General features: G+C 27.1%; 20 protein-coding genes. 13 read left to right on the top strand and 7 right to left on the bottom strand.

Annotation, left to right across the window (positions count from 1 at the left end; all coding sequences use genetic code 11):
• Positions 1–475 (top strand): SbmA/BacA-like family transporter (locus tag h2es_RS03645; RefSeq protein WP_326844999.1); only part of this gene is annotated, 475 nt, incomplete at its 5' end.
• 11 nt (positions 476–486) lie between these two features.
• Entirely contained in the window at positions 487–1383 is an 897-nt protein-coding gene (locus h2es_RS03640) for an ATP-binding cassette domain-containing protein (RefSeq protein WP_195909968.1), read from the top strand.
• 595 nt (positions 1384–1978) lie between these two features.
• Here the strand turns inward: h2es_RS03640 and h2es_RS03635 are convergent.
• Positions 1979–2980 carry a polyprenyl synthetase family protein gene (locus h2es_RS03635; RefSeq protein WP_154511504.1) on the bottom strand — a complete coding sequence of 334 codons (1002 nt, stop codon included), beginning with the start codon at positions 2978–2980 and terminating at the stop codon, positions 1979–1981.
• Positions 2981–3412: 432 nt separating this feature from the next.
• On the opposite strand from h2es_RS03635, the gene h2es_RS03630 reads away from it, so the two are divergent.
• From h2es_RS03630 to h2es_RS03620, 3 genes are read left to right on the top strand one after another with little or no spacing between them, the layout of a single operon-like run.
• Positions 3413–4318 (top strand): sensor histidine kinase, encoded by a 906-nt coding sequence (locus h2es_RS03630; protein WP_154511502.1) that lies wholly within the window; start codon positions 3413–3415, stop codon positions 4316–4318.
• A gap of 4 nt (positions 4319–4322) precedes the next feature.
• On the top strand, positions 4323–4583 hold the full coding sequence (locus h2es_RS03625; RefSeq protein ID WP_126044495.1) for an AtpZ/AtpI family protein: 261 nt from the start codon (positions 4323–4325) through the stop codon (positions 4581–4583).
• 4 nt (positions 4584–4587) lie between these two features.
• The gene (locus tag h2es_RS03620; protein WP_154511500.1) at positions 4588–5397 is read left to right on the top strand and encodes a WD_0702 family putative metalloprotease; all 810 of its coding nucleotides are present in this window, start codon (positions 4588–4590) and stop codon (positions 5395–5397) included.
• A 34-nt stretch (positions 5398–5431) separates the two neighbouring features.
• Here h2es_RS03620 and thyX read toward each other — a convergent pair whose 3' ends face one another.
• Positions 5432–6367, bottom strand: a complete 936-nt coding sequence (gene thyX / locus h2es_RS03615) for an FAD-dependent thymidylate synthase (RefSeq protein WP_154511498.1) — start codon at positions 6365–6367, stop codon at positions 5432–5434.
• Positions 6368–6480: 113 nt separating this feature from the next.
• Between thyX and h2es_RS03610 the strand changes: the two genes are divergently transcribed.
• The 3 genes from h2es_RS03610 to h2es_RS03600 all read left to right on the top strand — a co-directional run bounded on the left by h2es_RS03610 (position 6481) and on the right by h2es_RS03600 (position 13060).
• Positions 6481–8670 (top strand): RelA/SpoT family protein, encoded by a 2190-nt coding sequence (locus tag h2es_RS03610; RefSeq protein ID WP_154511496.1) that lies wholly within the window; start codon positions 6481–6483, stop codon positions 8668–8670.
• A 108-nt stretch (positions 8671–8778) separates the two neighbouring features.
• A complete protein-coding gene (gene mfd, locus h2es_RS03605; protein ID WP_154511494.1) occupies positions 8779–12090 on the top strand; it encodes a transcription-repair coupling factor in 3312 nt (1103 codons plus the stop codon).
• 145 nt (positions 12091–12235) lie between these two features.
• Complete coding sequence (locus h2es_RS03600) at positions 12236–13060, top strand: response regulator (protein WP_154511492.1); 825 nt, start codon at positions 12236–12238, stop codon at positions 13058–13060.
• Between the two features lie 110 nt (positions 13061–13170).
• Here the strand turns inward: h2es_RS03600 and h2es_RS07880 are convergent, their stop codons facing one another.
• The 3 genes from h2es_RS07880 to h2es_RS03585 all read right to left on the bottom strand — a co-directional run bounded on the left by h2es_RS07880 (position 13171) and on the right by h2es_RS03585 (position 14929).
• On the bottom strand, positions 13171–13725 hold the full coding sequence (locus tag h2es_RS07880; protein ID WP_154511490.1) for a c-type cytochrome: 555 nt from the start codon (positions 13723–13725) through the stop codon (positions 13171–13173).
• A 75-nt stretch (positions 13726–13800) separates the two neighbouring features.
• Positions 13801–14499 carry a class II aldolase/adducin family protein gene (locus tag h2es_RS03590; protein ID WP_154511488.1) on the bottom strand — a complete coding sequence of 233 codons (699 nt, stop codon included), beginning with the start codon at positions 14497–14499 and terminating at the stop codon, positions 13801–13803.
• A gap of 4 nt (positions 14500–14503) precedes the next feature.
• Entirely contained in the window at positions 14504–14929 is a 426-nt protein-coding gene (locus h2es_RS03585; protein ID WP_154511486.1) for a 6-pyruvoyl trahydropterin synthase family protein, read from the bottom strand.
• 67 nt (positions 14930–14996) lie between these two features.
• Between h2es_RS03585 and ispH the strand changes: the two genes are divergently transcribed.
• The 5 genes from ispH to h2es_RS03560 all read left to right on the top strand — a co-directional run bounded on the left by ispH (position 14997) and on the right by h2es_RS03560 (position 23033).
• On the top strand, positions 14997–15947 hold the full coding sequence (gene ispH / locus h2es_RS03580) for a 4-hydroxy-3-methylbut-2-enyl diphosphate reductase (RefSeq protein ID WP_154511484.1): 951 nt from the start codon (positions 14997–14999) through the stop codon (positions 15945–15947).
• A gap of 188 nt (positions 15948–16135) precedes the next feature.
• Positions 16136–17776 carry an NAD-dependent malic enzyme gene (locus tag h2es_RS03575; RefSeq protein ID WP_154511482.1) on the top strand — a complete coding sequence of 547 codons (1641 nt, stop codon included), beginning with the start codon at positions 16136–16138 and terminating at the stop codon, positions 17774–17776.
• Between the two features lie 9 nt (positions 17777–17785).
• Positions 17786–19171, top strand: a complete 1386-nt coding sequence (locus tag h2es_RS03570; RefSeq protein ID WP_154511480.1) for a class II fumarate hydratase — start codon at positions 17786–17788, stop codon at positions 19169–19171.
• A gap of 161 nt (positions 19172–19332) precedes the next feature.
• Complete coding sequence (locus h2es_RS03565) at positions 19333–21795, top strand: hypothetical protein (RefSeq protein ID WP_154511478.1); 2463 nt, start codon at positions 19333–19335, stop codon at positions 21793–21795.
• A 158-nt stretch (positions 21796–21953) separates the two neighbouring features.
• Positions 21954–23033 (top strand): tetratricopeptide repeat protein, encoded by a 1080-nt coding sequence (locus tag h2es_RS03560; RefSeq protein WP_154511476.1) that lies wholly within the window; start codon positions 21954–21956, stop codon positions 23031–23033.
• On the opposite strand, the gene h2es_RS03555 is transcribed toward h2es_RS03560, so the two are convergent.
• Both h2es_RS03555 and h2es_RS03550 read right to left on the bottom strand, forming a co-directional pair.
• The gene (locus tag h2es_RS03555; protein WP_154511474.1) at positions 23028–24344 is read right to left on the bottom strand and encodes an MATE family efflux transporter; all 1317 of its coding nucleotides are present in this window, start codon (positions 24342–24344) and stop codon (positions 23028–23030) included. The two genes, h2es_RS03560 and h2es_RS03555, sit on opposite strands and share 6 nt — an antisense overlap.
• The gene (locus h2es_RS03550; RefSeq protein ID WP_230204248.1) at positions 24344–26389 is read right to left on the bottom strand and encodes a phenylacetate--CoA ligase family protein; all 2046 of its coding nucleotides are present in this window, start codon (positions 26387–26389) and stop codon (positions 24344–24346) included. The genes h2es_RS03555 and h2es_RS03550 overlap by 1 nt, the downstream gene beginning before the upstream one ends.
• Positions 26390–26391: the final 2 nt, after the last annotated feature.

Raw genomic sequence — 26391 nt, 5'->3', positions numbered from 1 at the left:
AGAAAATATAGTTAATAAGTGGACAAGAGGAAATAGTTATTATATTGCAAAAGCAATAAATAGAGAAATAGATAATCCAGATCAAAGGATAGCAAATGATATTAAGGAATTTTCAACAATATCAATAGAGCTTTTTTTAGGAATAATTCAAGCAGTAACAACGTTAATAAGTTTTATTATAATTTTGTGGAGTTTATCTGGAGTACTTGAATTTAAGCTATATACATATAAAATTAATATACCAGGATATTTAGTTTGGATTGCATTAATATATGCCTCATTAGGTACTTATTTAACGCATAAAATAGGTAGGCCATTATCAGAAATACTGTTTAAAGGTGAGAAAAAAGAAGCAGATTTCAGGTATCAATTAATAAGAACAAGAGAAAATTCAGAAGCAATAGCTATGTATGATGCAGGAGAGTTTGAGAAAGATGGAATAATGCAAAAGTTTACAAAAATACTAAAAAGATGATATTTAGAGAAATGAAGATTATATCATTTGTATCATTTTATAATCAAACAGCAATTATATTGCCAATTTTAGTATTAGCCCCTAGATATTTTGCAGCAGCAATATCTTTAGGAGTTTTAATGCAAACAATAAAAGCATTTGATGAGATAAAAACAGCATTATCCTGGATGATAGAGTCATATATTAACATAGCTACATTAAAGGCAGTAGTAGAGCGATTATATGGATTTCAAAATAGTATAGAAAAATGTGAAGAGGAAAATAAAAAGAATGAAGTACAGATTAAATTTGAAGGAAATAATATTCAATTAAAAAATTTAGAAATATGCTTGCCTAATGGTGAGAAAATATTAGAAAAAACAACAGAGAAAATAATAAAGAATAATTATATATTAAAGGGAGAGAATGGGAGTGGCAAATCTACTATATTTAGAACATTAAAAGGTATATGGCCATATTCTTCTGGAGAAATTATATATCCTAAAAATTCAAAAATAATGTTTATACCGCAAAAAGGTTATATGCCATATGGAAAATTGAGATTAGCCCTTATTTACCCACTACTTGAGTATAAAAACACACAATATATAGAGCATTTATTAGAATCTATTGGCTTAAATAAACTAAAAATATTATTAAATAAGGAGGATGAATGGGAAAGAATATTGAGTGGAGGAGAAAAACAAAAGATAGCAATTATTAGAAGCATTATTAATAGACCAGATATATTATTTTTAGATGAATCATTTAGTTCTATGGATGAAAAAAGTGAAATAATATCTTTAAATTTATTAAATCAAGAGTTGAAAAATACAACTATAATACTTATAACTCATAAAAATAAAGCAATACCAAAATTTAATAAGGTTATTAATAAAAACAAACTATGTTTGAATTTTAACCATTAAAATCTGTAATGTTAAAAGATATAGTAGTTTAACTTAAGCAATATAAATTAAACTTATGTTTTGCACTATTTTTCATTGTATTTAGGCAATTTAAAAACTAATTTTAACCCGAGCTGCATATAAGAAATACTTAGTAAAAGGCGAAAAAACTGTTATATACAAATATTTGAATAAAATTTTAGTTAGCAATATAGTCATTGCGAGAGCATTTTAATGCTCTCGGCAATCCAGGAAAATTACCAATAAATGTAAATGCGACAACAATTATGGATCACCACAGTCGAGACTTCGTCTCTCCCTCGTGATGACGAAAACAAAAACGTCATTGCGAGGATGATGATAGGCATCCGTGGCAATCCAGAAAAATTATCAATAAATGTAAATGCGACAACAATTATGGATCACTACAGTCGAGACTTCGTCTCTCCTTCGTGATGATTGTGGGGAGATACTCCGCTTCATGATTATAATATTTGCTATAAATTTCTTATTTCTTATCTGCAGTTTGGGTTAAGTATAATAATTACGCAAAAGACTAGATACTATTTTATAAGTTTAATTACTAAACTTTATTCTGGAGCATTTCTCTTATTCCTTATTGAGATTTTTTAACTATTTGGTAGCTCAATATAAGATCTATGAAAAGACTTTTATATTTTGAATCAGGAATAACATCAAAATTTGTAAGTGCTTTTTGTATGTATTTTTCTAAAATTTTATATGATTTATTCTTAATATCATATTTTTCAAATAAGCTTAGTAGTTGATTAAAATGCTGAATTTTTTTATTTTTTTTATTAAAAATCTTTTCTATCACTATAAAATCTTGTTTATTAACATTCTTTAGAGCTACTATTACAGGCAAAGTAATTTTATTTTCAAAAAAATCACTACCAGGCTCTTTGCCAAGTTCTTCAAAAGTAGAAAAGAAATCTTTTATATCATCATTAATCTGAAATATTATACCTAAATTAAGGCCATAATTTTTTAATATTTCTTTTTGTTTATCATTAGCATTAGCCAAAATAGATGAGCACAAGCAAGCTGCAGAAAAAAGATTGGCAGTTTTAGCGCTGATTAAACTTATATATTCATCAAATTCTATATCTAATCTTCCAATAAGTTCAAGCTGCCATACTTCTGCCTCTGCAATTTCAGCTGATGTGTTAGCAAGTATTTGAAGGACATCTAAATTCTTAGTTTTAATCATTTGCTTAAAAGATTGACTAAATAAAAAATCTCCAACTAAAATACTAGATTTATTACCCCATATATGGTTAGCAGTAATGTTATTTCTTCTTGTATTACTATTATCAACTACATCATCATGTAGTAGTGTTGCATTATGGATAAACTCTATAGCAGATGCTAAATCTAAACACTTTTTTAAAGTAGTTTGATTAGGATTAAATAACTTACAGGAAGCTATAGTAAGTAAAGGTCGTATTCTTTTTCCACCTGAAGATATAATATGATAAGAAACTTTGCTCAGTAAATTTGCTTTATTACTTTGAGAATATTTTAATAAAAAGTTATTTAATTCTTTTAATTCAAAATTTAAATTTTCAATAAATTTATTTATAATTGTTTTGTCCATTATTAATTTTAAATCTATTAATCAACTTTTTAGTAAATAAAAATATATAATTTATTTAATTATACAAGTTTAATGTATAATATGTTTATATATTGAGATTATAAATGAGTTGTGACTATTTTTAAGAAAATTAAGATATTATTTAGTGAATCAATACTTCAATTAGAAGAGCGTGATAATTTATATTATCTATTATGTATTTTATTTTTATTAATATACACTCCTATAACAATATTAGAGTTAGCACATATAAATCTTATTATAATATTTATTAGTTTAGTAAATTTAATTATAATAATTTTATGTATTTGGTTTCTGCTTTATAGATTAATTTTTAAAAAGATAAAATATAAAAAAGTTTTGCAAATATTAATTTTATTGTTCGGCTTGCCATTTCTTCCATGTTATACGCTTTTTTTAAGTGATTTCAGTATGCAATGGATAATTAGATTAATCCTTTCATCTGGATTGCTTTTTATATTTACTAATAATAGATTATTTACAATACTATGGATAATTAGTGCAGTTTTAGCATATATTTTATATATATTTACAGCTAGCCTTTATAAAGGAGATATAGTAGAAATAATGATGAGTTATGTAGAGCATTATACTATTTTTAGCAATGGTGCATTTAGTTTAAGCTTTGTTTTGCTCGTCATTTATAAAATGACTGCAACCTCCAATCAAATAGAAATTTCTAAAGCATTTGCAAGTGCTATAGCACATGAAGTTTTTAGCCCTATTTCAATTGTAAAATTAAAATCAGAAATGCTTTTAGAAAAAATAAATAATAATGATAAATCTGCTTTGATTCATGAAATTAATGAGTTAATGAAATTAACAAATTATTGTATGAAAAATGTAGAAATTATATTAACTGCTTCTAAAAATGTAAATACACAATATTCCGATATAAAAAAATATTCAGTTGTAAAATGTATAGAAATTGCATTAGAGGAATTTTATTTAACAGAAGAACAAAAAAATAAAATTCATTTTGACAATAGTGTAGATTTTAAATTTAAAGGATCGAGACATCTATTAAAACATGTTATATTTAATCTTTTAAAAAATACGTTTGCTCATGCTGGAAGAGAAGCTTCTATTTATATATGGATTGATAAAAATAAAATTCATTACAGAGATACAGGCAGTGGAATTAAAAAAAATGAATTGCCAAGAATTTTTGATGCAGATTTTAGTAAAGGAAGATTTGGCATAGGTTTACATTTTTGTAAAAAAGCTATGGAAAGAATGAATTCGAAAATTAAATGTGTTTCAAAATATGGTGAATATACTGAGTTTATCATATTTTTTTCTAATATTATAAAATAATTAAATGAATAATGAGGAAATAAAATCAAGGTTAATTAATTTAGAGAAGAAGGTTAAGAATAAAAATAATAATAGTCATATAAATAAAAAATCTAATGTACCAATGACTATAATAACAGAATTAATAGCTGGAATTTTTATTGGATGTATAATTGGATACTTTATTGATAATTTTTTTAAAACAATACCTATTTTTATTGTATTGTTTTGTATAATAGGATTTTTTGCTTCTTTATTAAATATGTATAAGAATTTATATAAGTAAAATAATGGCAGAAGTTTCAGTAGATATAATTACCTTAATTAATTACCACACAATGGCAGATAATGAAATTATTAAAAATAGATTTATTGAACATATAAAACATCTTTATCAATATTCTATATTTAAAAATATATTAGATTTAGTTGCAACTAAAGTTTCGCAAAATTCTTTAAAATTTAATATTAAAGAAAAAAGTAATTTTGATTTAGATGAGGGCAATTGTAAAACCATTTATGAGCCATTGTTAGATTCATATTTAAATAATTTTAGACAAGATAGGCGTTATGTAATTACAATTAAAAAAATTGCTTATAATGTTATTATTCATGAAATAGCACATATGGTAGAGAAAGAATTAAATTTAGATTTAAAATACTTCATAAAAGCATTGCATGATGATTTTGAGAATATAAATAGTAATCTTATTATAGTAAAAAATTCTATAGATGAAATACTGATAAAACAGGTTTCTAAGTATAATGTTGAGCAACAAAATTCAGAGTTATTTGCTAGGTTTTTTCAGTTATTTGCAGAATCAAGAGAAATATCTGGATTTCAATCTCAGTATAAATATAGCATTCAAGATATAAGTGGAGTCTTATCCAATTCTACGAGATGGATTGAATTTACTCTAAGTAAATTAATATCAGCAAGATTGGATATTAATATAGTAAATTCATCTAAGAAATTTCTAAAAGACATGAAAAATATAAATCATAAGTGGGCTAAACAAAAAGTTCAGAAGCTTCATAATAGTAATAAAAATAAATTATCTAAATGGACAAAGGCTGTGAAATCAATAAAAGATGTATAATTTGTTAATTATTATGAACAATTTTATAGTTTTATTACTTTAAAAATAGCTTGTTAAATTCATTCCATTCTCTTTTAGACATACCACTATTTTCCTCAGATACACTATGTCCTTGTATCATTTTCTTAATGATTTCTACTCCTGTCTTTGATAAATTAACAGATTCTTTTCTATAGTTAATAAATGCATCATAAGTATAGGGCACCCATTTTGATACTATATCAAGAATTTTATTTGAATACTCTCGTATTTCATATTGAGCATGTGAATCTGCTCTTAATCTTAAGAAATGGAGCAAATTGTTTAAGTCAATTTTCCAATACCACTGCGTATAATAATTTAATGTTAAATTCATTCTAGCTAATTCTCTAGCTATGCCCTCTTTATTTGTATCTTTAATTTCACCGGTTTCTTCATCTAAATTTAATAAATCCATATAATTATCATAACATCTTAGGGCATCTTCTCTTAATATATCTAAAACTCTTTTAGATTGATTGGAATCTAAAGTTCCTTCTCTACCTTGTTTATTAGATTGTGATTGTATCTCTATATTTTTAGGGTCAGGTAAATAAAATTCTTTATCTAAAATTGAGTATCTTGCAGAATATTCATTAACGTTTGCAGTTCTATGTCTTATCCATTGTCTAGCAATAAAAATAGGTAATTTTATATGTAATTTTATTTCACACATTTCAAATGGTGTTGTATGATAATGCCTCATTAGATAATTGATTAACCCTTTATCTTGATTTAGCATTTTGGTACCTTTTCCATAAGATACTCTTGCAGATTGTACAATTGCTGAATCATCTCCCATATAATCTATTACTCTAATGAAACCATGATCAAGCACTTTTATTGGTTCATATAGTATTGCTTCTAAAGCTTGAACAGTTGCTCTTTTTGTATAATATTTTTGATCTTGTGAATTTTTAATTTCGTTATTGTAATTTACTTTTTGTTTCATATTATTACTAATAATTTAAAGTTTATTTTTTTGTACTTGATTAACAAAAATAATTCTATTTAAAATGATGTTATTTAAGCAGTATAAAGAAAAATATAATTAATAAAACAAAAATGAAAGGATTGTCAAAAAAAGATTGGGATGAAAAAATTCAAGTTGCTTATGGGGCGCTACTAAAAAAGTTAGAAGATAATCCTAATTTAGATATTAAGTTAATTAACAAAGCATTTGATATATCCAATGTTTCACATAAAGGCCAATTTAGAGAATCCAATGAACCATATATAATTCATCCGATTGAAGTAGCAAGTATAGTAGCAGATTTAAATATGGATACTTCAACAATTATTGCTGCATTATTACATGATACCATAGAAGATACAATCTTAACATATAAGCATATAAAAGATATTTTTGGTAAAAAAATAGCAGATATAGTTCAAGGAATATCAAAGCTTACAACCATAGAATCAAAAAGTAATATTTTAAGCGCAGAAGAAAGAAAAGTTGAAGATTATAGAAATCTTATGTGTGCTGTTTCAAAAGATATTAGGGTTTTAGTAATAAAGCTTGCTGATAGACTGCATAATATGAGAACACTTAATTGCATTAAAAATTCAAAAAAAAGAAAGAGAATAGCACTCGAAACAATGGATATACATTCTGCACTTGCAGAAAGAATAGGAATTCATAATTTTAAGAATGAATTACAAGATTTAGCTTTTGCTGAATTATATTCTCAGGATAAATTAAGTATTGAAAATCAGTTGAACTTAATTAGAAAGGATGGAGGTGACTTAGTTAATAAGATTGTAGGTGAGCTTAAAAGTGTTTTGATTAGTTCAAATATTAATCTTGTTGATGTTACAGGAAGGGAGAAAAAAACTTGCTCTATTTGGAGAAAAATACAAAATAAAAAATTATCTTTTGAAAATTTATCAGATATCTTTGCATTTAGAGTGATAGTTCAAGATGTTGAAGATTGCTATAAAGCATTAGGTGCAATTCATAATAATTATCATATGGTTCCAGGTGCTTTTAAAGATTATATTAGTACTCCGAAAACTAATGGATATAAATCGTTACATACTATTATTATTGGACCTGAAAGTAAAAGAATTGAAATTCAGATAAGAACTGAAAATATGCATAGAATTGCTGAATTTGGTGTTGCAGCTCATTGGCAATACAAACAACAATTTCCTAATAAAAAAGAGAAGCACTTTAAATGGATAAGTGAAATATTAGCTATTTTACAAAATTCTAATAATCCAAGTGAAATCTTAGAATATTCTAAAATGGAAATGCATTATCATCAGGTATTCTGCTTTACTAATGATGGAAAATTAGTTACTTTGCCTAAAGGAGCAACAGCTCTTGATTTTGCATTTTATATTGATGCTGATATAGGTCTAAAATGTATTGGTGCTATTGTTAATAAAGAAACTGTTCCAATTTCATACCAGTTAGATAATGGAGATCAAGTTGAAATAATTTGTGCTGAAAAAAATAAAGCTTCTGAATTATGGTTAGAAATTCTAAGTACTGGCAAGGCAAAAACAGAATTAAAAAAGTATTTGAGTAATGTTAAAACAGATCATTTTATAGCAATTGGGAAAGAAAGTTATAAAAAATATTTGGATAGTCATAATGTTGAATTTGACGAATCTAAAATTGTATTACCGAAAGATTCTGCGATAAAATGTGAGAATTTAGAGACTCTTTTTTTATTAATAGGGCAAAACAAAGTAAAAACAGCAGATGTAGTTAAAGCATCTTATCATGATTTTAAAAAAGCTCCTAATATAGTTAGTTTCTTTTTTAATATAGTGCAAAAAATAAAGAAAAAATTGAAAAATAATTCGCAAAATTTAATTAATAAAGGTGTTAGTTTATATTTTGCTGAGTGTTGTTTCCCTGTTAAAGGAGAAAAAGCAGTATCATTTTTAGATAAAGAAAAGGGATATTGTATACATAGAGTAGAATGTAATAAAGTGAAATATTTACATAAAGCAAACAAAAAGATTAACTCATTTAACTGGGAGCTATCTGATAACTTTCTATATCAATCTAAATTAATTTTATTAATTTCAAATAAAGTTGGTAGTTTAAGAGAAGCAGTAAATTGTATCTTTGATTTAAATATTAATATTGTCAATATTACTACTACCAATAAGTTTGATGATTTTTTTGAGTGCTCTATTATTATTGAAGTAGAAGATATAAAACAAATAAAAAATTTGTTATCTAAATTTAGTAATCTAGATTTGTTGTATTCATCGATTAGGTATCTTGAGGATTAATTTATAGCTTATTTTAAGTTATTTATTGGTAAAATATATTATAAAATAAGATGACATTTGGATAATTTTCTAATATAAAATTTTACTTTAAATATCTTAATACTTGTTTTGTTAAATACAAAATATAAAATAATAGAGAAAAATTTATACTCTCCAAAATGCACTAAAGCTTATGTTATAAATCAATTATTACAGAAAGAAGATTCTATTTTATATATTGCTAATAATGAAAAAAAGGCTTTAGAGACATACGATAATTCAAAATTTTTTATACCACAAGATATTTTAGTAATTTATTTGCCTGGGTTAAATAGTACCCCATATGATATAGATAGTTGTACAAATTATGGAAATAGAGCAAGTTTATTGCATCAATTAGCCACTAATATAAAATCTAAAAAATTAATTATTTCGAGTATAGCTGGATTAATTCAATATCAAACACCTATAAATCTTATTAAAAACAATAGTAAAAACTTACAAGTTAATAATAAATATAATTTTACAGAATTAATAAAATTTCTCACAAATATAGGCTATACAAGGGTTGATATAGTAGAGGAATTTGGTGAATTTTCTGTGCGAGGAAGTATTATAGACATAATGATTTTTGGTAGTGATTTTGGAATTAGACTAAACTTTATTGATAATATTTTAGAAAATATTAAGAAGTTTGATATAAATACTCAAATAAGTCATTATAAAATTCAGTCAATCAATATTCCTCCAGCACATGAGATTTTTATAGATGAAGAATCTAAAAATTTTCAATTATTAAAAAGTTTAAAAAACTTAGGAGAAAAAAAATTAAAAGAAAAAACGTTGCATCTAAAATCAATATATTATCAAAATCCTAATAGTATTTTTGATTACCTTAATAACATTAAAGTAATAGTTAGAGAAAGTGATTTTGAAGTTAATTTAGATGAATATTGGAAATCAATTAATAAAAAATATAAAAATAATAATAATGAATATGATGATGCATATAATGATTTGATTTCACCTTCCAAAATATATTTACCACCTGTAAATATTAGTAAAAAAATTTCTTCATTATCAAATTTCATTTTAACCAAATTTCATAATTATAATGAAGATGAATTTAAGCAAATTGATAATTTATATTATACAGCAAAACTAAATAAAATATCTGAATTAGATAATTTAAAAAATTTTTTATCTCAAGCTAATAGCAATTTTAATTCTAAAAAAGTTATAATATTTTTCACAAGCAAAGCAAAGCAAGAGCGCATAAAGAAGTATTTTACTCAAAATGATTACAAAATTGATATAATTTCTAATATAGATGAAGCAATTAAAAGCAATAATAAATTTTTCATATCTAAGTTAGCTCTTGAAACAGGATTTATAAGTAAAAATTTTATTTTTATATCAGAAAAAGATATTTTTGGTAAAAGCTTAACTATTAGTAATTCTAGAAAAAAAAACATAAAAAAGTTTACGCAAAATTCTCATAGGTTGTATTCAGGAGAATTAGTTGTACATAAGAAATTTGGCATAGGAAAATATGAAGGTATTCAGGAAATAAAAACAAGCAATACTCTGAAGGATTTTATAAAAATTACGTATTTAAATAATGATAAGCTTTTTATTCCAATTGAAAATTTTGATTTGATAACAAAATATGGGGGTGATAGTGAAAATAGTAATCTAGATCAATTAGGAAAAAGTTCTTGGAGTACTAGAAGAACTAAAGCAAAAAATAAAATTGCAAAAATTGCTAAAAAATTAATTGCAATTGCTGCTGAAAGAAAGATTAAAAAAGGTATTGAATTACATCCTATTTATTCAAGTTATGAAAAATTTTGTAACTCTTTTGAATATATTGAAACTAATGATCAATTATCTGCAATTGAAGATATAATACAAGATTTAGGTTCTGGTGGTGTTACAGATAGATTAATATGTGGAGATGTAGGATTTGGAAAAACTGAAATTGCAATGCGAGCTGCTTTTATAACTGTAAAAGGCGATACACCTTCTCAGGTTGCGATTCTTGCCCCTACCACGCTTTTAGTAGAACAACACAATAGAACATTTTGCACAAGATTTGCTGGATTTGATATAAATATAAAATTTATTTCTAGTAAAAATACTAAAAGTCAAAAAGAAAAAATTAAAAAAGAGTTAAAAAATGGAGAGATTGATATAATTATAGGCACACATGCTTTACTTGCTGATAATATTTATTTTAAAAATTTAGGACTTGTAATTGTTGATGAGGAGCAGAATTTTGGTGTTGCTCAAAAAGAAAAATTGAAGCAGTTAAAAAAGAATGTACATATGTTAACTCTTTCTGCAACTCCTATCCCTAGGACATTGCAGATGTCTTTAGTTGGAATAAGGGATTTAAGTATTATCAGTACCCCACCACTTAACAGGAAACCAATCAAAACTTATATCTTACCTTTTTCTCTAGAAATTTTAAAACAAGCAATTCATAGAGAAAGTAGTAGAGGTGGAATTGTTCTTATTGTAACTCCTAGAATTAAATATATATCTGATATTGAAAAGCTAATAAAAAAGCATTTTTCAAATTTAAGGTATAGTGTTATACATGGACAAGTTGATAATCAATCTATAGATGATACTTCATTAGACTTAAGGAAAAATAATATAGATATTTTAATTAGTACACAGATCATTGAATCTGGGTTAGATATTGCAAATGCTAATACTATTATAATAGATAAATCTAATATGTTTGGCTTATCACAGTTATACCAAATAAGGGGTAGAGTTGGAAGAAGAGCGCAACAAGCGTATGCTTATTTAACTTATGATTCTAAAGCAAAATTTAAGAATGAAATTCAAGAAAGGCTTTCAATAATTCAATCACTTGATCAGCTTGGTTCTAGCTTTAGTTTAGCAACTGCTGATATGGACATGCGTGGTTATGGTAATTTAATTGGAGAGGAACAATCTGGTAATATTAGAGATATTGGAGTTGAGTTATATCAGCATATGCTATTTGAGGCTATAAAGTCTCTTGAACAAGGCAATCAAAACATTGAAGAAGAGGATGATATAAACCCAAAAATTATTACTCAGGATTCTATTTTTATTCCTAAAACTTATATAACTAATGAAAATTTAAGATGTATAACATATAGAAAAATTGCATCTTTAGATAATATTGAGGAATTTGATAAATTAAGTGATGAATTAAATGATAGATTTGGAATGATTCCAAAAGAAGTAAATAATTTAATTGATATTGCAAAAATAAAATTTGCAGCGAAAAAGTGCAATGTAGAAAAAATAGATATTAATAATAAGCAAGCAACAATCAAATTTAGTAAAATAAATATAGGTAACAGTGTAGCTTTAAAATATTTTGAGTTACTTAATACCCTTTTAAAAGATAAGGCAAAGTGTGTGATTTATAATAATTAGGCATATTAATTATATTTAGTTTATCTTTATTAATCAATTTTCAATCTTGTATTTATTTCATCTTTTTTTTAGAGTTTGACTTTTTTTAGATAATTTTTTATTGTTTGTTTGTATTTACAATAAAGTTACAAGCTTCTGGGGGGGTATGAAAAAGCAAGTTATATTAATAATTGATGATAATAGGTTTGCTAGAAATATATTATCGAACATTTCATTAAGCTTGGGCTTTGATGTTATTGTAGCAGCTGATGGCCAAGAGGCATTAGAGATTTTGCAGCATCGTAAGCATGCTGTGGATATTGTAATAACAGATCATAATATGCCTATAGTTAAAGGATTACAATTTGCTATAAGTTTTAAGATGATAAAAAAGTATGAGAAGGTGCCTATTATCCTATATACTCAAGAAAGTAATATAGATTATAAGGAGAATATTAATTATGATATTTTTGACTATATATTTAATAAATCTGCATCACTTAAAGAAATTGTATACAAGGCAAAGGAATTGAATGATTTAAAAGGTTTGAGAAAAGATGCTATAAAATTACACAATGATATTATTAAAGAATTAAAAATTGTTTTATTAGACTTAGGTGCAAATTTATTAAGTATATCAGGAAGAATAAAAACCATACCTTCTATTTATAGTAAATTAAATAACAATACTCATGTTATAGATAATATAAAAGATATTTTGGGATTCAGAATAATAGTGAAAACTATAAAAAATTGTTATAAAGCACTAAAGCTTCTTAAAAAAGAATACAATTGTTTAGATAATAGAATTAAGGATTATATAAAGCATCCAAAAGATAATGGCTATCAATCAATACATATGGTTATTACCGGTCCTTTCAAAAAAAATATGGAGATTCAAATTAGAACAAGTGAAATGCATAATATAGCTGAAAATGGATCGGCATCTCATTCAATATATAAAGATAATATTCAAAATAAGGAAAAATAGGAAAAAAGTTATTTGCTGTACAGAGATAAATAAAATGATAATCCTATATTAAATTATTTTAATGTGTAGGTGAGGCAAATATTATGATTAAATATTTAAAGAATGTAATTTTATTCTATTTTAGCTGGGCTATTAGCATGATTTTTTAGAAACTCAATAAGGTCAACTCTATCTTCAATTTTTTTAATTCCTGCAAATGCCATTTTTGTCCCTGGAACATATTTTTTTGGTGATTTTAAATAATTAAATAATTCTTGGGCACTCCAAATATCTCCTAAATTACCTTTATTACTCATTGCTGATGAATATGCAAAACCACTTTTTGATGCAACTTTGGAATTTAGAATATTCCAAAGATTTGGTCCTATTTTATTTGCCTCCCCTCTATTTATTGTATGACATATAGAGCATTTTTTGAATATTGATTCTCCATTTTTATAATTAGCTTTACTAAATAATACTTTTAAATCTAAAGTACTTTCATCTATTTCCTCAACTTTATTAGTACCATCATGATTACCTTCTGGAATATCAATTTTATAACCTTTGGTTTTAATTGGAATATTAGGGTAATATATTAAATCCCCAATATTAATGCAAAAGACAATAGCAAAAATAGCTAAAGCTATAGATAAAATAATCTTGTCAAATTCGTAATTATTCACTTATAAAAATTTTTTTAATATTTTCTTTTTATATAAGCTCTAAACTTAAAGCAAGCTTATTTTTATTAAATTTTTCTACTTAATAGCTCGCTTTAAAGCTAGCCAATCTCTCATTCCTAAATCTTCTTCAAAGCCCAATAGGTCAGAATTACTTTTTTTACATATTTCACTACTTGGAAATATTAAATTTTCTTTTCCTGCACTAAGTGTTGCAATTTGAACTCTGCATGCTTTTTCTAAATGATTGGTATAATACATTGCCTCATGAATAGTTTTGCCACAGGTGAGTGTTCCATGATTTTGTAAGAACATTATATATTTATCCTCTAAATCATGAACAATTTGTTCACCTGAATCTTCTGTTAAAGCTAAAGAATTATAATTGTGATACCTAACTTGTCCATAAAAGTGAAGTGCAAATTGGCTAATAGGTAATAAACCGCCTTTCATACAAGAAACAGCAACTCCAGGGATGGTATGGAGATGAAATATAGCATTTATATCAGGTCTATTTTTGTAAATTATAGAATGAATTATATATCCAGTCTTATTGTATTGATATTCTTCTCCTTCTAGTATTTTTCCACTGAAATCAACTTCTAATAAACAAGTTGGTTCAACTTCTGAAAAAAGCATGCCAAAAGGATAAATGTAAAAAGTATCACCTTTGCTACTGCGTGCTGAAAGGTGTGTATAAGTTAAGTCATCCATTTTTAAATAAGCTAAAATTTTATATGCTGTAGCTAGATTTTCTTTTAAAGTCCTGTCTTTCATATTTTTATACTTTATTTAGTGTAGTTACATAGCAATTTGGTGTTTCGTACAGCTTAATTTTTGAGCATCTTACGGATTCATCATTAAAAATTTTTGGACATACTTCAAGCAATAAAAAATTTGCCATATTTTCAGCTGTTGGATTTTCATTTAAATAAAATATTTTTTGACCAGTGATATTTGATATTAAGTTTCCTAACTTTTGGTCTTTAATATTTAAAATGGTATTATGATCCCAATTTGAATTTAGCCAATTATTTAGTTTTTGTTTAATTATACTAAAGTCAATTACCATACCTAAATCATTGAGTTGCTCTGATTCAAATGTTGCTTCTAAAGTGTATCTATGCCCATGAAGCATTCTACATTTTCCTTTATGTCCAATAATTCTATGTGCAGAATCAAAGCCTATAATTTGGGTGCATTGCATTGTAAAAATCTTGCTATATATAGTTTAAACAGTTATTTTACATAAATAATGATTATAATACAATGTTATGGCGATTAGTAAAATTAAACTTGATAAGCTTGAGATATTTATGGCTAATCCCAGAGGTTTTTGTGCAGGTGTTGAGCGTGCTGTAGAAATTGTTGAGCTTACACTTGCAAAGTATGGTGCACCAGTATATGTGAGGCATGAGATAGTACATAATAGATATGTAGTTGAAAATTTGAGGAATAAAGGAGCAATTTTTGTTGAAGAAATAGCAGAAATACCTGATAATGCTGTAACTATTTATTCTGCACATGGTGTAAGTGAGAAAGTTGAAAATGAATCGAGACTCAAGCATCTAAAAATCATAGATGCTACATGTCCTCTCGTTAAAAAAGTGCATCTTCAAGCTCAGAAATTTGAAAAAGTAGGAGATAAAATTATAATAATAGGACATAAAAATCATCCAGAAATTGAAGGTACAAGTGGTAGAGTAAAGCAAGAGGTTTTTATAGTGGAAAATATACAAGATGTAGAGAAAATTCCTTTTTCAAAAGATGAAAGTATTTCATATGTTACTCAGACTACTCTGAGTGTTGATGATACTAAAAATATAATAGATGCTTTAAAAAATGCGTTTCCAAATATTAAAGGCCCAGAGCTAAAAAATATATGCTTTGCTACACAAAATAGGCAAGATGCAGTCAAAAAGCTTGCATCATTTGTTGATACAATTTTTGTAATTGGGGCAAAAAATAGTTCAAATTCAAATAGACTAAGAGATATTGCAGAAAGTTGTGGAACTAAAGCTTATTTATTGAACGGAGAAAATGACAATATTTCAGATTTACTTCATAATAGTACAAAATTAGGAATAACTGCAGGTGCATCTGCTCCTGAAATTTTAGTTTCTAATTTAATTGCAAAAATAAAAAAAATGAGAGATGTAAAAATCACTCATGTGGAAGGTATAGAAGAAAATGTGAAATTTAATATTCCTAGAGAATTAAGGTAATTAGAATTATTGATCAAATAAGATTTTTTATGACCTTATATTAATAAAAATTTTATAATTATTAACTTGTCGTTATTTAATTTGAATAAAAATATAATCTACTCTAAAAGCTTTTCAAGCTTATTGTTGAAATCATGGATTTTTGTGTCTACAATGAAAAGATATATGATTTATAGTGGGGTTTTTTTATGACTAAAATAAAGCTAAGAGGGATAGATCTATTAAAAGATTCTTTGTTAAATAAAGGTACTGCTTTTTCTGAACAAGAGAGGGATTTATTTGATTTAAGAGGATTTTTACCACCTGGGATAGAAGATCAAGAAGTACAAGTTAGTAGAGCAAGGATGCAACTTTCTCATATGCCTAATGATTTAGCTAAGTACATATGTTTAGCAAATTTACAATCACAAAATGAGACGATATTTTATAGGCTTTTAATGAGTGATCCAGCAAGATATTTACCTATTGTTTATGACCCGACTGTTGGTGAAGCATGTACTAAGTTTGGTCATATTTATAGAGCTTCTAGAGGTTTATATATTTCCATAAAAGATAAGGGGAAAGTTAAGGATATTTTAAGTAAGTGGCCAAGGAAAAATGTGAAATTTATTGTGGTGACAGATGGGGAGAGAATATTGGGTTTAGGTGACTTAGGCGTGAATGGAATGGGGATTTCAATAGGAAAACTTGCTCTTTATACAGCTGTTGCTGGAGTTCCTCCAGAAGCACAGCTTCCAATATTTTTGGATGTTGGTACAAATCGTGAAAAATATTTAAATGACCCTCTTTATATGGGATTGAGGCATCCACGTGTTGATCATAAGGATTATATTGAATTAATGGATGAATTTGTAGATGCAGTTCAAATTGTATTTCCAAAGTGTTGCATACAATTTGAAGATTTTGCAAACTATAATGCTATTCCTTTGCTTGCTAAGTATAGAGATAAAGTATGTATGTTTAATGATGATATTCAAGGAACAGCTTCAGTAACTGTTGCAGCTTTTTATGCAGCTCAAAAATATACAGGAATGAAAATTAGTGATCATAAGATACTATTTTTAGGTGCTGGGTCTGCAGCTAGAGGTATTGCTGATTTATTATGCTATGCTATGGAAGAGGAGGGGTTATCCACTCAAGAAGCAAGAAAGCGTTGCTGGATGTTTGATACAAAGGGATTAGTAGTGGAAAGTAGAAAAAGACTTGAAGAGTTTAAAAAGCCGTATGCCCATAAACATAAAGGTTCTGATAATTTTATTAACTGTGTTAAGGAATTAAAACCTACAGCTATAGTCGGTGTAAGCACTTGCCCAAATCTGTTTACTAAAGAAGTTTTAGAGGCTATGGCAGAATTCAACGAAAGACCTTTGATATTGCCTCTTTCTAATCCTACTTCACAAGAAGAATGCACTGCAGAAGAAGCTTATCGCTATAGTAAAGGTAAAGCACTTTATGCAGCTGGAGTTCTTTTTGATCCTGTCAATCTTGGTGATAAAACTTATTATCCTGCACAGGCAAATAATTTATGGATTTTCCCAGCTGTAGGTATGGCAATATATGCAACTGAAGCAAAGTTTGTAACTGACAAAATGTTTTTAATTGCAGCACAGACTTTAGCTCAGCAGTTAAATGCTGAAGAGTATAATAAGGGTACTTTATTACCTTCTACTTCTAGGATACTTGAAATTGCTCTTGAGATCTCGGTAAGTGTAGCTAAGGTGATTTTTGATGATGGTTTAGCAAGAGTTGAACGTCCTGATTATGACTCTCATATATTGCAGTTTATAGAGAAAAGAATGTATCATCCTTTTTATAAAGACTATTTGTAGGGGGTTGATATGGAGCAAAAATTTAGGCAAGAGAGTGATTCAATTGGAACAATTCAAGTTCCATCTGATAGGTATTGGGGTGCACAAACTCAAAGATCATTAATTCATTTTTCTATAGGAGAAGATATAATTCCAATAGAAATGATTCATTCTATGGGGATTTTGAAGAAATCAGCAGCTTTGGCTAATTTTGAGTTAGGGCTATTGAATAAAGAAAAAATGGATTTAATAGTCAAGGCGTCAGATGAAATAATTGCTGGAAAGTTGGATAACCACTTTCCTTTGCATGTTTGGATGACTGGGAGTGGAACTCAGAGTAATATGAATATTAATGAGGTAATATCAAACAGGGCTATTGAATTGGCAGGTGGTATTATGGGGACAAAGAATCCAATACACCCTAATGATCACGTAAATATGTCACAGTCTTCTAATAATACTTTCCCAACAGGTATGTGTATTGCAATTGCAAAAATAGTTTTAGACAAACTACTTCCTGCGCTAAAGAAGATTACTGATGGATTTTGGAAAAAGAGTAAAGAATGGTCTGACATTGTGAAAGTTGGGCGTACTCATATGCAAGATGCAGTACCTCTTACATTGGGACAAGAATTTTCTGGATATGCGGTGAATTTAGAGGAAGCTTATGAAAGGATAGAATGGGCACTCAAAGATGTATATAAACTTGCTATAGGAGGAACTGCTGTTGGAACAGGAATCAATACTCATCCAGAGTTTTCTGAAACAGCTGTCAAAAATATAAAAAAATTTACTAATATTCCGTTTGTTTCTGCAAAGAATAAATTTGCTGTTCAGGGATCACATGATGCTTTGGTAGCAATGAGCGGGGCAATTAAAACATTAGCCTGCACGTTGCTGAAAATTGCAAATGATATCAGGTTGTTAAGTTGTGGACCTAGAGCAGGATTTCATGAACTAATTATTCCTTCAAATGAACCAGGCTCATCTATTATGCCTGGCAAAGTTAATCCAACGCAGTGTGAAGCTATGTCGATGGTTGCAATACAAGTAATTGGTTATGATAATGCTGTATCACATGCTGGTGCTGGTGGATATCTTGAGATGAATGTTTATAAACCTTTGATATTACATAACATTGTACAGTCGGTAAAAATAATTTCAGATAGTTGTTTAAACTTTACAAAATATCTACTTGAAGGAACAAAACCTAATAAAAAAAAGATAGCTTACTTTTTGGATCAGTCTTTAATGCTAGTGACTGCACTTAGTCCAGTTATAGGATATGATAAAGCTTCTAAACTAGCACATTACGCAGATGATAATGACTGTACTTTAAGAGAAGCAAACAAGAAGCTTATGTATTTGAAAGAGGAAGAGTTAGAAAAGTATTTGCTTCAGGCTGTTAAATTTTAAACATTATTGCAAATTATAAAATCTTAAACTTTTGATAAATTCAATATTTTATTGCATAATATTTTTTTGTGTGTATAATGCGCTCACATATTATTTAAAACTTATAAATAGTGTGTGGTGCATAAAGAGTAATATATGTGCTATTTATAAATGGAGGTATCATGGGGATAGAAAAAATTTGGTCCTATACTATAAAGGGGAATATTAATAAAAAATCCAGTTTAGACAAATACGAGGGCAGATTAAGCGAAAAAACAGTAACTTTACCATTAGTTTTTCAGATTGGTAACCCAGAAGATAATTTATTTGGCTACATAGATTATAAATCTCTTGGTGATAAAATAGATAAAGCATATCTAATTTATGCACTAAAAAAATGTTCTCAGGGTTTGCCATATACTGAAGGCAGTGCAATAAATCAACAGACAGTAATCAAGGGAGGTAGTGGAAGATATGCCATAAAATTGTTTATGTTAGGTGATATTAGAATAGATTCAAATACTGTCTTAATAGGTCCTAAAGATAAAGGTTTTGCTAAATTAATAATTTTTAATACTGTTCACAGACATGGTACTCTAGAGGAAAAATCATTTTATGCACAGAAGCAAAGCGTAGCCGAAATCTTTGTTAATTACAGTGAAAAGGAAATTACTGAGATAACACAACAGCCAGTATACAATGAGTCAACAACAGTATTAATTAGATATGCACTTGCATATAATTCTGAATTTTTAAAAATGCTATTGCAAGAAAATGATACAGATATAAAAGAAAAACTTGCGTATGATCAAGATAATGGTGGATTTTCTATAATACACTTATTAGTAAGTATGTGGGAACCAAGACAAGGTGAAAAATATATTGATAAAACAGAAGCAAAAGGAGTAACTAATGAAAACTGGCGAGAAGTATTTAATTTGGCACTAAATAACGTAAAACCGATTGATATAGAGCAACGAAATTATGATAGTTTATTAAATTTATTAGGAAGAATTATTAAAACCAATAACTTAAGGATTTTAGAGCATATTCAACACCCTGATCATACTAATTGGAAACAATTTTTACAAAAATATCAATGGGATCAAAAAGAGAGCCCTTTGAAATTCTATTTAGAAAATCCTGAATTAATTAAAAAAATAAATCCAGAGTTACTTAAGTTTATAATTGATCTTAACCCTAAATGGTTATTTCAAGCTGTTGGTGAGGACAAAAGTTATTTTGAACATTTTGCAAAGGTGTTATATGACAATTATCCTGATGAAAATAATCAGATTACAGCGCCAAAAAGTATCAAGGGTAAAGCAAAAACCAAATCTCCACAAAAATCAGATGCAAATGATGAATGTGATCAAGACAATCAACGGAAGTTAGTAAAGGTATTAGGAGCATACAATTTTTTAGAAGGAATTAATTTTGGAAAAATGGTGGCTGAATTTAATGGATTTAAATTGCAATTTTACTATGATTTGGTTTTCAAAAAGATAAATAATATAGAATTTGAGACAGGAGATCCAATAAATCAAAAAATTAGTAAATTAATAAAAGTTAGAGAGATTTTTTGGAAGTTTTTTAATCTGGATACTAAAAAGTGTGTGTTGGAAAATTTGCTATCTATAGAAAATCTAAAAAATTTAGATAAAGCGAATGAAGATAAACTTTTTACATTATTTAAAGATTTACCTGAGCATCAAGAATTATTTTTTAATCAATATAATCAAAATCAAGGTAATGATAAGCGTATTTATGAGTTATTTATATACAATAATAAGGAAAATAGAGATGTACTCAATAAGCATAGTGCTCTATTTATAAAATTTGCTTTTTTAGAAGATACATCATTAATAATACAGTTTATAAATACTAAAATTGATATAACACAAATAATACGTGACATTCAATCTGGTAGGCTAGCATTGCCAACAAATGATAATAATGCTTCTTCTACTAATCCAATTAAAACGTTAGCACAATTTACTAATAATTTTGCTACCTTGGAGGCAGAGGATATAGAAATACTAATTCATGAGCTTCTTAATAAACGCGTATATTATCTGACGCCAAAAATATTACTCAAATTAGCAAATCACAAAAGTATACTAGAATTGCTTAAAGATGAAATTGGTGATGTTGTAAATTATATTGGCCAGGCTGCATTACGTATAGCTGTAGAACAGCAAAGCAGTGGGAATAATACAGTAGATCTAGATGACAGTGGAGAAAAAATAAAAAATTTAATTAGTATAGGTTTGAATCCTTATATAAGGGAGGAAGGTTGTTTTTTGAGTACATTTAATTTGTTATGCAAAAGTGCTAATAACCCAGGAGTTCTACAAGTGATAAAAACAGTAAATGATATTTATCCCATAAAAAATGCTTTGAAAGAATTTCCTATAGTTGAAGATGTATTATGTCTATTACCTATATACGAAGAAAGTTTTGATGATAGCGTTACACAATTAGACTCCTGGATAGATACAATGGCAATGTTATTACCTAAACAAGACAATAATCAAGCAGATAGGTTAACAAATTCTAATTTATTAGAAAAATTCGCTTTTCTTATTATTTTGGGAAAAAAGGATTTTTTCTACATAATGAAATTAGTAATTTTCAGAGATTAATTCGTGAAAAAGAAATAACAGATAAGAAAGGAAATCCATTAAATATTACGAGTCAAAGGAATATAGTAGAAGGTTATAGAAAATTAGCAGTAGCAACGCATCCTGATAAAAATGGGTCAGCTGATGAATTTTTAGTAATTAACAGCTTATATAACAACTTGTCTGACTCTGCATCGGAATCACTTAAAATGAAAGAAAAAGAATTTTTAGTGCGTACACAAAGCTATATAACTAAAGCAAACAAGCTTGTCAGTGTGGGGTTTTTAACATTAAAATTACTTTCTTCTCATATAGATTTAATTATATCTGAACCTAATTGGATGAATATATTTGAGATCTCTAAAAATGTTATCTCAATAGCTAGTTTATTTAACCCTTCTTCAGCAATATTAAGTTATGGTGTATATTCATTTCTTACATATCAATTTATACAAGATACATACAATTTAGATATGTATGCAGCAGCAACACAATTACTCTACAATGCTGGAAGTATATATTTAACTTCTTTTGCAGACCCAAGTTATTGCAAAATATTATTTGGAGCTTCAACAGCTTTATTAACTCTAAATGGTGCAGTTAATACAGGTTATAAATTATTCCCTAAGTTTATTTCTCTGATCAAAAACACGGCGGATAAAGGAGGTGTGACTGAACAATACGAATATGCAAAGTTTTGCCAAAGAGAAGGAAATAACGAATGTGCAGCAAAATATTTAAAAAAAGCAGCTGATAACAATCATATTGAAGCACAATATTATTATGGACGTACTTGCGCAGAACAAAAAGATGCTGAATGTGCAGCAAAATATTTAAAAAAAGCAGCTGATAACAATCATGTTGAAGCACAAATTGAATATGGAAGTATTTGCGCAGAACAAAAAGATGCTGAATGTGCAGCAAAATATTTAAAAAAAGCAGCTGATAACAATCATGTTGAAGCGCAAATTGAATATGGAAGTATTTGTATAGAACAAAAAGATGCTGAATGTGCAAAAAAATATTTAAAAAAAGCAGCTGATAACAATCATATTGAAGCACAATATTATTATGGACTTTTTTGCAAAAAAGAAAAAGATGCTGAATGTACAAAGGAATATTTAAAAAAAGCAGCTGATAATAATCATGTTGAAGCGCAATATAGATATGGATTGTATTGTAAAATGATAGAAAGAGATACTGAATGTGTAAAAAAATATTTAGAATTAGAAGACAATAATAATATGGTTGAATTATAGCGATGAAATGATTTTGTACATATAGAGAAAATAAGATATAGCGCATAATGTGCTAACAAAGCTAAGGGCCCAAAAAAATGAAATAGGTGAATAATGTGTATAAAAATGCAAGAACATTATGATAGCTCCTCCAATTATCCAATAAAAAATTAGCATTGAAATGAGTGGAAACACAGTTTTGCGCAAACCTCTTAATACAGACATAAACATTATTGCACATGAGTCTGTTAATAAAAAAACTAACATTGGATATATGTATAAAATGCTGATATTTATAAAACGTTGCTCTGTAAAGAAGAACTTCAGGTAATATTGTTTCAATATAAAAATTAGTACAATGCTTAAGGTAATTATAGAGATGCCGATAAGTAACATGTTTTTTATTATTTTAGATATATTGATTTTGATAGTCTTATTGGAATAATTTTGTCCAATAATAATGATAGCTCCTTGGCCTACAGCTAATGGCCATATAAGAAATAATAAGATTATTTGTATTACTATTTGATATGAAGTTATGTATTCAATAGCATATTTTTGAGTTACAAGGATTAATACTGTAAAAAATACCGATTCTACACTATAAACCAAACTCATAGGTACACCTTCTTTTAAGATTTCTATAATATAGTGAAATTTTAATCTCATATTTTTCAATGTTTTTGGAAGTAATTTATTTTTCCAAGTAAAATATAATAAGTGAAACAGTGTATACCAAAATGATAAGGCAGCAGCATAAGCGAATCCTGAAGCTCCCATATGAAATGGGTGCCATGAAAATATTATTGTAAATAAAGCACAGATTATAAAGCCATTTATATTAGTGATACTAATTATTTTAGTTTTTTTAAATGATAATAAGTGAAATCTTAATGTAGTAGAAAACACAAAAGCTGGGATACCAATTATATAAGCACACAAAAATAAATTAACATTATATTGTAGTTCAGGTGATATTTTGAAAAAATCTGAAAATTTAGGAAAGATAAAAAGAAGGAATGAAATAATACTTATTATAATAAAGCTAATTACAATATATGGGAGAAAGTAATTACTAAAAATAGTAGATATATTATTTTGATGAGTATTAATAATACTAATTGCTGAAAGAAGACCTATTATTACCATTGTAATGGTTTGGATAATGCCAATACCAACAGCAAAAGATGCTATGGCCTGCGCATTAACTTGATTCATTACATAAGTTGCTATAAATATTCTACCGAAAACTGCTAATTGTATAAATAAAACTGGAAAAGCAATGTGTAAAATATCTTTTCTGATAGAGAAATCAGTTGCTAAATTGTTCATTATTTTCTCTCATCAATAATATTGCGTATTTTTCCAGTTTTAGAATTCCTTGTAATTGAGCCATATGGTAAGATATTGATAAAAATGTCTCCAACAAGCTTTTTATTGATTAGATTTTTTATTATTGTGACAGAAGATATTTCATTATATAAAGCTTCTTTTAGTCCCTTAGAAACTTTTTCCTGATTTTTAATTTCTGAAATAATTGTTACATAATCAATGCCATTTGTATTATTAATTAGTACTTGGAAATGTGATGATAATTCTTCAAATTTAGCTATTGCATTTGCAAAAAATTCAATCGATATAGTATCGGTTCCTATATTTATATTATCATCACAACGTCCTAGTAGTTCGAATTTTGGATCAGTGGAATGACATTGGCAATTTTGATCTAACATTCTGCCTATATCTCCAATTTCATATCTAATTAATGGCATTAATGTTCTGTCTAGGTTAGTAACGACTATACGACCTTGTTCACCAAATGATACGGGATTATTATTATTAAAGTTTAAAATTTCAAGATATTGCATGTTAGAATGGAGATGATATTCATTATCACCACAAAAAATACATTGATAGCCTATTGCTCCTGTATCACTGCTAGTATAACCAGTTGATTGAAAATGTTTTACCTTAAGAATTTTTTTTATATATTTTTTAGCACCTTCATACAAATGTTCGCCACCAATAATAATTCTAGGTATACAAATATCTTTAATATTTTTTTCTTCTATATAATGTGCAAGAGAAGCTATTTGTGTAGGTATGCCAAGCAAAGCTGTGATTTTGAATCTGCGTATCATTTCGATTAAGAAATCTTGTTTATAACTTTCTCCAAGGCTTAATATACAGCATCCAACGTGTTTTAGCGCTATATTGAATATAGTCATCCCTGGCCATAAATCTTCACCTGTTAGTAAATTTGCTACCACATCATTCTTTTGTAAGCCACACACTTTCAAGCCTTTTGCTAGCATTTTTGCATTTGTGTTATTTTCTTCATATGAACGAAAAACAAATTTGGGGGCTCCTGTGGTGCCTCCGCTTGTAAAAATATAACAAAACTCTAATTTATCAGTAAGTAAGCTGCATTTTGCATTAGACGTATGTTGTTTTAGTGTACTTCCTTTTAATATTGGTAATTTATCAAGTTCGTCTAAAGTTTTTATTTTGTCTATGGGAAGTGTTTTAGAATAATATTTTGAGTATTTTTTTGCATATGAAATAACATAATTTAAATTACGTATTATATGATTTTTATGGCTGTAATTTTTTTTCACCACATTTATTATACAACCTCCTTGTTCAGATACATTTACTATATCACCTGAAGATACTCTAAGAAATCCGGCCCCAAGAAAGTTTTTATTATAATTAGCAAAAAATCCGACAATATGCATGTTTGCAAAATCTATATTATTGTTGTATTTTGTATATATGGGAACTTTTTTTTGAAATATATAAGGTTGTATTATATAATCTTGGCATTCATTTTTTAGGATATTTTTAATTAATTCAGCAGAGTGAGTTTTACCAACATACATTCCAACACCTTTACCCCCTCCATATTTTTTTAGCACCCAATTATTTTTATTAGATACTACTTCTTTGTTAATTTCATTATTAGGCAAATAAGTTTGTATAATATATTTATTGAGTATTTTAAATTCTTCCATTGAGATATATCGCAACATTATCTCTGGTTTTGAGAAAGCAGCTAAAAGACGTTTATCATGTCCAATTAATATTGTTCTTAAATCATTAATATAATTTGTTTTAACTAAAGCTTCTAAAAAATTATCACTCAAACTTAATAATTCATCTTGGTGTAGTTCAATAATAAATTGTTCACATATTTGTCCTTTAAATAATAATTTACCATCAAATACTGTTAACTCATTAGGAATTAGAGATATTTGTTTTTGTTTTATTTTTGAATTTTCTTTTAAAATATTTTCTAAAAAATTCATATCATAACCTTTTTCTCGATCACGCAGTATAATTATAGGTTTAGATAGATCAAAATTTTTTAATACCAAGT

Origin of the sequence: Rickettsiales endosymbiont of Trichoplax sp. H2, assembly GCF_009690945.1 — a bacterium.
In the GTDB taxonomy this organism is placed as follows: Bacteria; Pseudomonadota; Alphaproteobacteria; order Rickettsiales; family Midichloriaceae; genus Aquirickettsia; species Aquirickettsia rohweri.
Note: the sequence above shows the minus strand (reverse complement) of the source record. Positions and strands in the feature narration are given on the sequence as shown.